General features: G+C 34.9%; 12 protein-coding genes and 1 pseudogene. 1 reads left to right on the forward strand and 12 read right to left on the reverse strand.

The features are described from left to right. Positions 1-113 precede the first annotated feature (113 nt). The gene (locus ACP6PL_RS09570; protein ID WP_426544912.1) at positions 114-578 is read left to right on the forward strand and encodes a hypothetical protein; all 465 of its coding nucleotides are present in this window, start codon (positions 114-116) and stop codon (positions 576-578) included. Between the two features lie 261 nt (positions 579-839). Here the strand turns inward: ACP6PL_RS09570 and ACP6PL_RS09575 are convergent, their stop codons facing one another. From ACP6PL_RS09575 to ACP6PL_RS09630, 12 genes and pseudogenes are all read right to left on the reverse strand, one after another. Next, positions 840-2,162 carry a tetratricopeptide repeat protein gene (locus tag ACP6PL_RS09575; protein WP_426544914.1) on the reverse strand — a complete coding sequence of 441 codons (1,323 nt, stop codon included), beginning with the start codon at positions 2,160-2,162 and terminating at the stop codon, positions 840-842. A gap of 165 nt (positions 2,163-2,327) precedes the next feature. Continuing rightward, positions 2,328-2,585, reverse strand: a complete 258-nt coding sequence (locus ACP6PL_RS09580; protein WP_426544916.1) for a XisI protein — start codon at positions 2,583-2,585, stop codon at positions 2,328-2,330. A 7-nt stretch (positions 2,586-2,592) separates the two neighbouring features. Further along, a complete protein-coding gene (locus ACP6PL_RS09585; RefSeq protein ID WP_426544918.1) occupies positions 2,593-2,718 on the reverse strand; it encodes an element excision factor XisI family protein in 126 nt (41 codons plus the stop codon). Continuing rightward, positions 2,706-3,122, reverse strand: a pseudogene (locus ACP6PL_RS09590) (XisH family protein). Before ACP6PL_RS09590 ends, ACP6PL_RS09585 begins: the two are co-directional and overlap by 13 nt. Positions 3,123-3,199: 77 nt before the next feature. Beyond that, a complete protein-coding gene (locus ACP6PL_RS09595) occupies positions 3,200-3,409 on the reverse strand; it encodes a hypothetical protein (RefSeq protein WP_426544920.1) in 210 nt (69 codons plus the stop codon). Positions 3,410-3,656: 247 nt separating this feature from the next. Further along, positions 3,657-4,124: a helix-turn-helix domain-containing protein gene (locus ACP6PL_RS09600; protein WP_426544922.1), complete on the reverse strand. Its 468-nt coding sequence runs from the start codon at positions 4,122-4,124 to the stop codon at positions 3,657-3,659. A 539-nt stretch (positions 4,125-4,663) separates the two neighbouring features. After that, the gene (locus ACP6PL_RS09605; protein WP_426544924.1) at positions 4,664-5,689 is read right to left on the reverse strand and encodes an ABC transporter permease; all 1,026 of its coding nucleotides are present in this window, start codon (positions 5,687-5,689) and stop codon (positions 4,664-4,666) included. A 702-nt stretch (positions 5,690-6,391) separates the two neighbouring features. Further along, a complete protein-coding gene (gene folP, locus ACP6PL_RS09610; protein ID WP_426544926.1) occupies positions 6,392-7,231 on the reverse strand; it encodes a dihydropteroate synthase in 840 nt (279 codons plus the stop codon). Between the two features lie 149 nt (positions 7,232-7,380). After that, positions 7,381-8,109 (reverse strand): triose-phosphate isomerase, encoded by a 729-nt coding sequence (gene tpiA / locus ACP6PL_RS09615; protein ID WP_426544928.1) that lies wholly within the window; start codon positions 8,107-8,109, stop codon positions 7,381-7,383. A gap of 141 nt (positions 8,110-8,250) precedes the next feature. Beyond that, positions 8,251-8,436 (reverse strand): PCP reductase family protein, encoded by a 186-nt coding sequence (locus ACP6PL_RS09620; RefSeq protein ID WP_426544930.1) that lies wholly within the window; start codon positions 8,434-8,436, stop codon positions 8,251-8,253. A 362-nt stretch (positions 8,437-8,798) separates the two neighbouring features. Beyond that, positions 8,799-9,989 carry a glycosyltransferase gene (locus tag ACP6PL_RS09625; RefSeq protein ID WP_426544932.1) on the reverse strand — a complete coding sequence of 397 codons (1,191 nt, stop codon included), beginning with the start codon at positions 9,987-9,989 and terminating at the stop codon, positions 8,799-8,801. 605 nt (positions 9,990-10,594) lie between these two features. After that, complete coding sequence (locus tag ACP6PL_RS09630) at positions 10,595-12,529, reverse strand: prolyl oligopeptidase family serine peptidase (protein WP_426544934.1); 1,935 nt, start codon at positions 12,527-12,529, stop codon at positions 10,595-10,597. Positions 12,530-13,208: the final 679 nt, after the last annotated feature.

Genomic DNA, 13,208 nt, shown 5'->3' on the forward strand with positions numbered 1-13,208 from the left:
CAGCTCTCGACGCGACGACCGTTTCCTTTGGAGCCGCCTTTTCCCTCTTTCTCGCCCCAGCCCCAGCAGCATCATTTACCACCACATTTACTACTACCCAAGGAGACGTGACGTTGACGTGGAGTGGTGAAGATGCGACTGATGACACAGACAATCTGATTACCTTTGATGAGTTGTACGGGGAAATGACTCTAGTATGGGATGGCACGACATACGAGTTGGGGGACGTAGATGACCCAGACAGATACCACTACCGCAGTTTTACATATAATTTAGACCTAGACCAAATAGATTTAGATACCCTGAATGTGGGCGATGCAGTAGACTATGTTAACCTTCTTGATGTGAATTTTTATGCTACAAGCGATAATAGGATTGAATTGAGTGCGGCTGTAGCGGGTGAGAGCCATGTCTATATTTCTCAAGAAACCATAAACGCAAACCCGGTGGCAGGTACAGACACTACAGTAGTAGCAGCGACCCCGGAACCGAGCCTCACATTAGGTTTTATTACACTTAGCGGTTTAATGCTAGGTGGAACAAGAAAGGCTAGAAAGGTAAAAGCCGAAAAAGTCTAAAGGAGAAGGAGTCAGGAGAAGGAAAATTTTCCTTCACAGATACCTGGCACGGAAGGAAGTCAGAAGTTAGAAGTATTTTTCCTCAAGGGGTGACAAATTATTTAGATGAACTTGCCCTCGCACCAATAATAATCTGCCAAAAATTAGTTGTATTGGTCTACTACCTTAATCTACTGCTGGAGTGTTGCCAAAAAAATTTAGTTTGTAGTTGGGCTTTAGCTCGCTAAATTGTTAGGGCTAAAGCCCAACTACAAGCGAATATCAATTATTTCTATTCAATTTATCAAGCTTTTGTAGAAAATAACTTTCTCGATATCCTCCCAATTGTCTCGATAATTCTAAACCTCTTTGAAAAGATGACATTGCTAAACCAAAAGCATTTAACTGTGAATAAACTTGCCCCATGCGGTCATAGGTTTCCATCATCCCATAAACATTTACAAACTGTTGATCCATCAACAATTGCACCTTATATATTTCAATTGCTGCTTCTTTTTCATCTTGAGAAAGATAGAGCGCAGCCAAATTTTCTAAGGCATCACTAGCAGTTACAAATCGTTGAATTGATTGAGCAATATCATAAGCTTCTTGATAGTATTGACTGGCAAGATTAAGTTTGCCAAGTTCCTCATAATCTCCACCAATGGATATTTTTATCTCTGGAACTTCTACAATATTTTGTTGACCTTCGTAAAAATCTACTAACCGTTCTTTAGCTGTAATTGCTTGTAAAGGTTTCCCCCCTTGATTATAAATAAAAGCCAATTGCCTGAGAGTACTTACTTTTTCAAAATTACCACTTACAGGAATATTTGTTGTTTCTATTTCAGATATTTCAGAATTACTCTGCTGCTGAACCTCTAATAATTCCTCATAGGCGATCGCTGCATTATCATAATCCAACCAATTCAAATATATTTCTCCTATAGCAGTTAAAGCTTGTTTTAGCGTAGCGACATCCTCTTGTTTCCTTGCCTCACTAATAACCTGTTGATAAACTTCAACTGCTGGATCTTTAGCTCGAACTATATTAAATACTGAACCTAATGCTTGTAACAATTCCAAATTAGGAGGTTCTTCCTCTTGAATTTCTGGTTGTAGAATTTCCAGTCTTTTTGTAATCCACTGCACCTGCAATTTTTGACTATTATTCCATGCTATTTCTGCAACTCTTGACAAAGCTGCCAACTCTTCTGCTTTACCAAGATAACGACGTAAACGTAGTTCTCTGTTCCAAGTTTCAAAAGCTTTAGTTGTTTCTCCTGCTCCTAATAGTGCTGCTGCTTCAATGTTAAGTTTGTCGAGTTCCTGGGAAAATTCTTCTCGTTTTTCTCCACTTAGAATTCCAGAAGTAGGAGGATTTGGTAATAGTGGATCTGGTTCAGTGCTTTCTAGGGGATTAGGAGAAAATATATCTGGAGATTCTAAATTTTCCTCTGTTTCTGTTCGACGTTGAGAAATAATATTCGTAGTTGTTTTTCTAAAAGTATATTCAGAAAATTCAGGAGTTTTTGCCAAACAATAAGTCGAAAGGTAAAGGTAAAAAAAACTGGTAGTAAGAAGTAAATTTTTAATTTTGAGCATTTTAAGTATTATTTCAGTGATTATAGATTAATAATTATAGAACTTATATGATATCCGGATAATGAGCGACAAAAAAGTTTTTGTTTGTAGTAGGGATTTAGTCCGAACTATGGATAGGGCTCCCTACTACAAGCTTTAATTATCATTTTAATCAAAGAAGATTGTTTAACATACAGCAAAATCAGTATATTTTCTCAGGTAAGGTGCATGATAGGCCAAAACAATATCTTGTGGAGATACACCACGTTCAACTAAAATGTTAGCAATGCCAACTTCTGTACCATCATTTTGAATCCAAATTTTGTCATTTATCAGGTCAATATGAATAGTCGAACCATAAATACGACGATGTTTGTTCCATCCTGCATGAACAAGTTGGTAACGGTCTCTTTCCGTATCAAAAATTAATTCTACTTCTACCATGAACAAGTTAATAACGGTCTCTTTCCGTATCAAAAATTAATTCTACTTCTACCTCACCATAAGCTGGTTTGTGACTGCTATATTCCGTAATAATTTCTTTTATAAACTGTCTATATTCGTCTAGTTTTGCCATTGGATAATTTCCTCATTGACTGGATCGAATACCATTAATTTTAATTGATATTCTTGGATAATCAGTTGAACAAAACGACGAGCAAAAAAGGTCTCATAAATTGTAATAGGAATAGCTAAGTATAGTATTCTTCCTGGTTCTTCTGCATTAAGAGCAAAGCGATAGTTCAAAAATTGTCCCAAAACTGTGTGAAATTCTGAAATTGCGGAAGGTTTGAGAAAAGTTTTAATTTCAACCGCTATTTTTTTTCCATCTTTTTCTGCTGCTAAAAGTCTTTCTGCTCCGAAGTCAATGTAAATTTAAACTTCAGCAAAATTAATGTAGAGAGGGTCATGGGTAATCTTCCAACTCTCCTTTTGTAAAGCAGATTTTACTGCATCATGTAATGTATCCTTTGCTGCCACAGTATTTATATAAAGATGTTTATTTTGATGAAAACGCTATAATTTTTCGCTTATTCAGGACTTACACAGAACTGCCACTACAGAGGGATATATATAATTTTATCTATCCATTCATATTGGGGATTATTTATTAAAATAACTTTATTGAAAACTTGAGAATTAACTTCTTTACTCGAAAAAAGCGTTATGGGTAAATCAGGGATTTTCTCTTTTAAACTAGCTGCTGATATAAGAGCCTTATTAATATACTTTTCTCCAGTTGCAATATAAATAACACCTCTAGACATTAAATCTTCCTACTATAGTTTTATATCCTTATCCCTTAAAACCAAGAATTTTTCTTAACAACTGGGTTTTGCCTGTGTAATTCCTATAAAAAATGTATTTTTCATCTAAATCTTAATTTGATTTAAACACTTCTATCCTCTCCTCCACAAACAATATTTGCGCGAAGGTTCTCTGTCAGATATTACTAATTGATTTTATTTTGGATTTTTGGAGAGGTCTATTAATTTTTCACATTGACTACTTTTCTCAAATCCATCTACTATCGACTTGCTCGACTTTACCATCAAAATTAAACATTGTTGCCGTTGCCAAAGTCTCAATCCAGACCGTCGCTCCACAAGAGTGAGGTTGATCGGGTCGATAAACAATTTTACACGGACTGTGAATCTCAATTTCGTGACCTCTGGCTAAAGTCTTAGTTCCTCGTTTAGCAGAAAGTACATCAAGATCGGTATTTTTCTCTTTTTTGTTCACGGCAATATTAGGACGATTGAAATGAATAGTATTTTTGCCACAATGTCTACAGGAATGCCAACGGGGGCTAGGTCCGCGCTTTTTACTAGAAACTCTTGGCATTCCTCTATATAAAGGAATAACCCAAGTGCGACCATTAATTTTTCTAGCGCCTTGAATCCGACCTTCTTTAATTAAGAGTCTTACTCTTTGAGTAGAAATATTCAAAAGATAAGCTGCTTCTTTAGTACCAATAAACATAATTTTTTACTATTGCGTTGTACGCAATAGTAAAATTTTTAGCATTTTTTTGTCAATGGTTCTTAAGGAAATGCAAATAGTATACCAAAATTTTCTCTAGCCAGAAAGGATAAAGTTCTACCAGAAAAGTATGAATATATTTAGGTCTTGATATTCCCCATTGATAGTTTTAAGGAGTAGGGAAGATGGGGATTCATTAATGGATAGTTGATAATTACCTCTGGTCAAAACCGTTCGGGAATTGAAGATTGGGAAATATCATTTCTTCTCTTGGTCGATTGATATGGTTAGGTAACTTATCCATCCCATCCTGACGGAATGCTCCCCAATCGACCGCTCTCTTGGTCGATTGGATATGGTTAGGTAACTTATCCATCCCATCCTAACGGAATGCTCCGCAAACGACCGCATTTTTCCGCTTAAAAAGGGAGGCTTTAAGCGAGAATTATTTAATTATTAATAATTAATAATTCGGTAATATCATGCAAGATAATTAGTAATAAAAACTTGTTCCTCTTCCCTCCTGATTCCTGAATCCTCTAATACCTAATTCTCGGATCGATATAAGCATTTAAAATATCAATAAAAATACTAGCCACCACAACAATGCCAGCAAAAAATACGACTATTCCCTGCACTGTCGGATAATCTCGCGAACTAATTGCTTGATACAATCTATTTGCTAAACCAGGCCAAGAAAAAGTTACTTCTGTTAATATTGCTCCTCCTAATAAAGCAGCAAAAGTTAATCCCAAAACTGTAATTACTGGAATCATCGCATTTTTCAAAGCATGAGCAAATAATATTCTTAATTCAGGAATACCTCTGGCTCTAGCAGCTTCCACATAATCAGCTTGTAATGTTTGTTTCAGATTAATTCTTACTATTCTTTCAAAAATACCACTGAGCAAAATTCCCAATGTTAAACTCGGCAAAGCTAAATAATATATAGATGTGAAAAAATGACCGATATTTCCACTTAAAATACTATCAATTGTGTATAAACCTGTAATGCTTAGAGGTGGATTTTCACCAATGGGAAAACGAGTACCCAAAGGAAACCATTTTAACTGTACGGCAAAAATTAATTGTAAAATCATCCCTGCCCAAAAAGGCGGAACTGCATAAGTAAAAATTCCAAATAAACGCCCACCAACATCTAAACGAGTATTAGGATGAGAAGCAGCAATAGACCCAATAGAAATTCCAACAATGAGAGCGATCGCCATACTAAATACAGCTAATTCGACAGTGGCGGGAAAATAATTTTGAATAATTTGCCAAACTGACTCACCACGAGTAGTCATGGATGTACCCAAATCAAAACTAATTAATTTTCCTAGATAGTTAAAATACTGTTCTAACAGTGAACCATCTAAACCAAGTTGAGAGCGGAGAGCTTCTTTAGTTGCCGTTGAAGCTTTTGGCCCAAGGATAGCATCGACAGGATCTCCGGGAGTTGCTCGTAGTAACAAGAAAACTAAAGTGCTAATTGTCCATAGCATTAGTGGTGCTAGTAGTAAACGGATTAATATATAAGAATAGAGAGCTTTAGAGCGAGACATTTCAGTTATCAGTTATCAGTTATCAGCTTTTTCAGTTATCAGCTTTTTCAGTTATCAGTTATCAGTACCGACTGCTGAAGCTAGAGACTTAAAATACTGAAGTTTACTTTTTTAATCCTCTTAAAATGCGAAAGTTGGAGACCTGATTTTCTGGTCAAAAATCAAAAGTAATTGCTTTTTACTCTTGGTTTAAAAACATGGAACTTTCACCTCTATTTTGCCAGAAGTTATATTTTATCATCTCTGGTTTAAGTTTAATCATATAAAGCAGATTCAATCTCAGTTCTAGCAATATGATTTAAATTGTGAGATATTTGGAGACTTTTAGGGAATAGGGAACAGGGAACAGAGAATAAAAAAACGAATTGAATATGATAACTGCTATAGTAAGCATTCAGCCATCACCTATAAGATAGCCTCCAGCGGAGGAACTGCGTTAAGAGCTATTGCTTTTAGTTTGTGATAAAAGCTTTATTATTCAGAATTAAATATTATTACAAAAGCCTGTTTTCAAGTCTATATTCGTTTAAATATTCTCCTTAAGGTTGAGGTTTTTAATGAATAAAGCAATCATTTCGTTTAACTTCCACTACATTTTCAACCAAAGAATTGAAGGATAATAATGACAAGCTTAATTTGTCAACTAAAGGTAATGAAGCTGATAGCTGATGGCTGAGTGCTGAATGCTTACCTTCCTACTCCCTATCTAAAAATAACATCAGCAACCCTACAAACTTCAGACATTTCTTTAACATCGTGAACCCTTAAAATATCTACAGATTGAGCGATCGCTGCCACACAACCTGCAGCAGTTCCCCAAACCCTTTGTTTAGCATCAGGTTGATTTAAAATTTGACCAATAAAACTTTTACGAGATAATCCTACTAAAATCGGACAATTTAAACTTTTAAATCTTGATAAATTACGGATAATTTCTAAATTTTGTTCATAATTTTTAGCAAAACCAATACCAGGGTCAATAATAATTTTCTCTCTTTCAATTCCGGCTCTAACAGCTAGCTCAATTCTACTCTGTAAAAACTGATAAATTTCCCCAATTAAATCTTGATAGTCTGTCAATTTTTGCATGGTTTTTGGTGTACCCCGAATGTGCATTAAAATAATCGGCATTTTCAGAGAAGCAACCAAAGAAAACATCTCATTATCATAAGTTCCGCCAGAAATATCATTAATTAAATTAGCACCAGCTTCAAAAGATTTTTCTGCAACTATTGCCCTAGTAGTATCAACAGAAATTGGAATTTCTGCACAAATATTTTTTTGACTTCTTAACAACTTAATGATTGGTAAAACTCGATTAAGTTCCTCATCTATAGAAACAACTTCAGACCCTGGTCGAGTTGATTGACCGCCAATATCAATCAGATCGGCACCTGCCTCCACCATTTTTTTTACCTGGATTAAAGCTGCTTCTGGTGTATGAAAATCACCACCATCACTAAAACTATCTGGCGTAACATTCAAAATACCCATTATGTAGGTACGTTTTCCCCAAGCAAAACTTTTAGCTAAATTCCCCATTTTTTCTATTCCCTGTTTACCAATGGATAATTGATAATTAGGGCTTGTTAAATGGATAATTGATAATTAGAGGATAATTGATAATTAGAGATAGTTTTTATTATTCATTATTCATTATCCATTATCCATTATCCATTATTCCCTATTCCCTAATTTTGATAGTTAATCAGACGAGCAAAACTATCAGGTTTCAAACTTGCACCCCCAACTAAAGCACCATCAATTTCTGGTTGTGCCATAATTTCATCAACATTAGTAGGTTTAACAGAACCACCATATTGAATAGTGACATTAGGATTAGTCAACTTACCACGAATTAAACCAATAACTCGGTTAGCTTCTGTAGCTTCACAAGTGTCACCAGTACCAATAGCCCATATTGGCTCATAAGCAATTACTAGATTTCCTTGATCCACATCAACTAAATCCTTGGCCAATTGAGAAAATATCTGTGATTCTGTCTCACCCGAATCTCTTTGTTGCTTAGTTTCTCCCACACAGAGAATAGGAATCAAGCCATGCCTCTGAGCAGCTTGTAAACGCAAATTCACTGTTTCATCAGTTTCGCCAAAATATTGACGGCGCTCACTGTGACCCACAATTACATAACTAACTCCAACTTCCTTCAGCATTGGCCCAGAAATTTCTCCTGTGTATGCTCCCTCGTCTTCCCAGTGAACATTTTCGGCACCTAACTTTATCCGACTCCCATGCAAACTTTTTGACATAAAATCTAGCGCAGTGAAGGGAGTGCAGAGAACTACTTCACGTTCTTCGGGGGTGTCTTTTACTTGATTCATTAAACCCTGGAGAAACTCTTTAGCTTCTACTTGGGTTTTATACATTTTCCAGTTCCCAGCAATTATAATTTTTCTCACTGTTGATTTTATACACCTCAAACTCTACTATCTGCAAAACTCCAGTCTAAAGCTTTATGGGACCTTTTTCTAGACTGCAAAAAGTAATTACTTTGCTCATCAGCATTTTGTTTTAGTTTGTTGCTTGAGATAACGTTTACCTTACTGGCCAAATTCCAATCTAGCTTGCTCAACTATTTCTGCTGTTACTATTTGTGTTTCTGTTTCTCTGGCCAATTCTTCGATTCGTTGTCGTGCCTGAGTCCGAACAAAATAGGGAATCTTTTTCAATTTACTCTTGGCTTCAGGGGTCCATTGTAATTCGTTTGTGAAATTAGAATCATTCATATTAGACTTTGTAGGAAAGATTTATATATGGCAAGAATTCAATTCTCGCTTATTCTTTATATTCTCTCGTTAAATGACAGACTATAATAGTTAAGGTAGTTTTACCTTTCCACAACCTCAGCAATTTTTTAACATTACACCGAAAAATATTTTTCTGGTTTGTCTCTTAAATCTAGGGTAGCCATAAACTTTCACTTCCAGCTCAGGAAATACTTGATTTTATCATTTAATTTAGTCATCAGCTAAATTAACTAATTATTCATAAAAATACTTTTGTGAATATTTTTTTGAGAGAATTATATAGTTTTTAATTCTACATTTTCAAGTGGGAAATGTGAGTTAAAACTTTACTTATGCCTGCTTCAAAATAAACTTTGATAAACCCGTCCTTTCCAATAACCGCCTTGCCCTTGCCAGTGTCGCCAAGCTGAATTTATTGTAATTAATGTATAAATCAAAGCAACAGTTGGTAAACTCATCGCATACATTGGTGAAAGTTGATAAAATCTAATAATAGGTAAGTAAGCTAAAAACATTAATAATCTTGCTAATAAAGCTATCGCTAATACTTTCCACCAACCATAAATCACTCCAAAAATTATTGCTAATGAGGGAATAAAATAAACTAATTTCATACCTATTACTGTTATTACTAACAAGAATGGAGAATAATTTAACTGAGTAAAAGCAGTACGAGCTACCATATTCCAAATACTCATTAAATCAGGATAAGAACGTCGGCTTTTAGTCTCTGAAGTTAGCCCTAACCAAATCTTTTTATTTGTTGATTTTTCTTTAACTACTTTAGCCAAAGCACAATCATCAATTAAAGCATTTTTAATAACCTCTATTCCGCCAACTTGATCTAAAACTTGATGACGAATTAATATACAACCACCAGCAGCCGCCGCCGTAGAATTTTGGGGATTATTTACCCATCTAAACGGATATAACTTTTGAAAGAAAAATACAAATGCTGGAATCATTAATTCCTCTGCTAAAGTTTCGCATTGTAGTTTCACCATTAACGAAACTAAGGATAAATTTTCATGTTCTGCTTTAACAACAAGTTGACGAATATTAGTAGGGAAATGTTCAATATCTGCATCAGTTAATAGAAAATAATCTGGGTATAAAATTTGTTGTTTTGCATAGTTAATTCCTTGATTAATTGCCCACAATTTTCCTGTCCAATCACTAGGTAAATCTGCTGCCGAAATTACTTCTAGTTTAGTAAAATTTTGACTTTGTTGAGCAGTGCACCTTGCAACAAGACCTGTATCATCTCTGCTATGATCGTCTACTAAGATTATTTTCAAATTCCCTGGGTAATCTTGATTTAATAAGGAGTTTAGTGTTACTCGTAATAATTTTGCTTCATTTCTAGCAGGAATTATCACACAAACTGACGGCCAATACTCGATATTCTTAATTTTTGTTTCTGATGCTGGCAATAGTCGTTGGTCTACTAGCCAAAACTTACCGCGAAATATTAATAAATATATCCATATTATCAAATTCAAAATTACTGTTATTAATATAATTTTCTGCATAAATAACTCCAGAATTTAAGGGTAAAAAAATTATATAAATTATTTTAAATAATCGACTTAAATTAATTTATTTATAAATAATTTTTTGGGGTAAACAGCCGTTTCCTCCTAGATATTTATTTAGGAAATTCGGTTAATGTTCTACTACCAATAATATTCGCTCGAAAAAGTAAATTAAGTTCAGTTATTCCCTGATTCTATCATAAATTACTACATCTACAAAGCTACCCAAATTTGTATTAAATAAGGTTTCAATTACAAATTAAAAACACCCCACCCTTTAGGGTAGGGTTTCAATTAAGGTTTAAAACCTCTAAGAATCAAGGAGAAAAAATTTGGTAGTCCTGCTCGGGTAATGCTAAAAATATACATTTTTTTCCCACACTTCCTATTAAATTACTATCCACCACCATCAAAAATTTTTCTCTAGTAGGTTGGGCATCTTACCCTCGAGTTTTGAGAAGAGGTAATTGTTTTCCTGTGGAATGCTACGCATTTATGTCGTGCATCATTTTCCTTTGGAACATGAAAAACGAAGTTTTATGCCAGCAAAACAGCTATCGCCAACATGAAAATTGTTAATTGTTGCAGCATCTTCCCAAAACCTAAAGATTAATAATTTCTAGCTCCTCTAAATTATCAGCAGGTGTAAATCCAAATACACGGGAATAAAAATAAAATTCTCCATCCAAAGCACGTTTAATATTCTCTGAACGGCGAAAACCATGTTGTTCTTCTCGAAAAGGAACATAAGCCACAGGCAATCCTTTTTGCTTCAAAACTTCTACCATTTTCTCAGCTTGATTTGGTGGTACAATTTTATCTTCTAACCCTTGGAAAAAAATTACAGGGCAAGACAAACCCTCAGTACAATTAATCGGCGATCGCTGTTGATAAATCTCTTTTTTTTCAGGATAAAGTCCGATTAATCCATCTAAATAACGGGATTCAAACTTATGAGTATCTGTTGCTAAAGCCTCTAAGTCACTAACTCCATAATAACTCGCTCCAGCTTTAAATACATCCTTAAAAGTTAAGGCACATAAAGTAGTATAACCTCCGGCACTACCACCAGAAATAGCCATGCGATTACCGTCTACCAATCCCTGTTTGGCTAAATATTGAGCGCCATTTACACAATCATCAACATCAACAATACCCCAATTATTTTTTAGTCTTTGCTGATATTCTCTTCCATAGCCAGTGCTACCTCCATAATTAACATCAAATAGGGCAAAACCACGACTTGTCCAATATTGAATTTTTAAGCTTAAACTACTAGAAGTTGCTGCTGTTGGGCCACCATGACTTTTAACTAAAAGAGGTGGTTTTTCTCCTACAGGTGCGGTGTAATCTTTGTTAGTTGGCGGGTAAAATAAACCATAAGCAGTCTTACCATTCTCTGTAGGAAATTCTATTGCTTCAGGAATAGATAAATAACCAGAATCAATTTTTAAATCTGTAGAACGTTTTAAAATATTAATGTCACCTGTAGATAGATTTATTTGTATAATTGAACTAGGTTCCGTGGGGGAACTTCCCAAAAAACAAACTTGGCTACCTTTTGCTGTTAAATAACTAATAGAAGTATAGGGTATTTCTATTTCCTGTAGATGTTTTTTAGTAGTATTAAGAGTTGCCAAATTCCAAATTCCATTCTGAGCAAAAGTGCAGAGGATCTTGTTAGCTGCTGTAAAGGCATAAGTAGACATTCCAAATACCCATTGTGGCATTCCAAACTCGGCATCTAAAGGATACAATGGATCTACATTTGCCGTCTCAGTCACTCCTGGCACTTGATAGAGATTCCACCATTTAGAGCGATCGCTCACAAAACATAACATTCCATCTGGCGACCACTGGGGTTGAAAAATAGATTCTGCTTTCCCTCCAGCCACAAACTTACTTTCATCTAATAAACCATCTGTATTTATCCGACCCACCCATAACTCTGTACCGTCCCAAGGCATATTTGGGTGGTTCCAACTAATCCAGCAAAGTTGAGAACCATCATTACTCAGACGTGGTGAAGCATAAAAATCATAACCCTCTGCTAATATTTGTATATCTTCTCCATTTTTTAGGTTAATGCTAACTATTCTATTAGCAGGTTCCCCACCATCTGTATGATCTTCCTGAATACAAATTAAGCGATCGCGTTTTTTATCTATCACACCATCAGTATAACGCTGGTTTGCCTCTGGAGTTAAAGGTTGGGGTTCTGTACCTGGTGTTTGACGATAAAGACGTTGGTCAGCAAAGTTAGAAAAATATATCGTACCATCTGCTACTAAGAAAGCTCCACCGCCATATTCATGGACACGGGTGCGTACATTAAAAGGTAGAGGTGTAATGTCAGTTGTCTGTCCATCTGAAGTGTAACGTACAATTACATTTCGTCCACCCTCTGAAGGTCGTCCTTCAATCCAGTAGACATCATTACCATCAATGATTATACTACTAAGTCCAATTGTTCCGGCCACAATTAAGTCGGTAGTTATAGGGGATTTCCAAGAACCTAATGGTGCTATTTGTGTCATAGTCTAGGATGAATATATAGTGCAGGATTTAGTATTTAATTGTGTCATTGTTGGTTGTCAAATTCTATATATTCCGTTTCATTTCAAGAATTACTAGATTATTGAGCAACTGTAGCAATGGATAATTAACAACAAAATAACTGTTATAACAAATTTTTAAGAAAATGGGGAATGTCTGAAGCATTTAAGATTCAATTAGGCAAAAATTCAAAAAGCTAATGATGTATTTTGATTCCTCTCGCAAAGATGAGGATTAAGAGGTGTCCACTTTTTTTATATGCTGGGTAAGTTGGGACAAAAGGCGATCGCAAAGCTTAACAGACTTCTATTGCTCCTTTTTATTCAGTCTATTTTGCAGATTTCGAGATTTTTCCATTTTCCAAATGGGATCTACCTCTTTAGCAATATTACTAACTGTATAATAATATCGACTTTAGTAATAACAATTAGCTAATTCTGGTTAATAATAGTTACATTGCTCTAATTTTCTCCTTTATTTTTAGATGATTTATTCAGATTTTTTTTGATCTTTGATAAAAACAACCTTGATTTTTTTCAAGGTAATTACATAGTCAGCCTGTTATTTTGTAATTTGTTTAATAATTTATTTTTGACATAGTATCCCATCAATTTTCACTAAATAACTAGAAAGGGATACAACTTCTCAAAGTTTCAGAAT

The sequence above is a fragment of the Dapis purpurea BLCC-M126 genome (assembly GCF_050015975.1).
Lineage (GTDB): Bacteria > Cyanobacteriota > Cyanobacteriia > Cyanobacteriales > Microcoleaceae > Trichodesmium.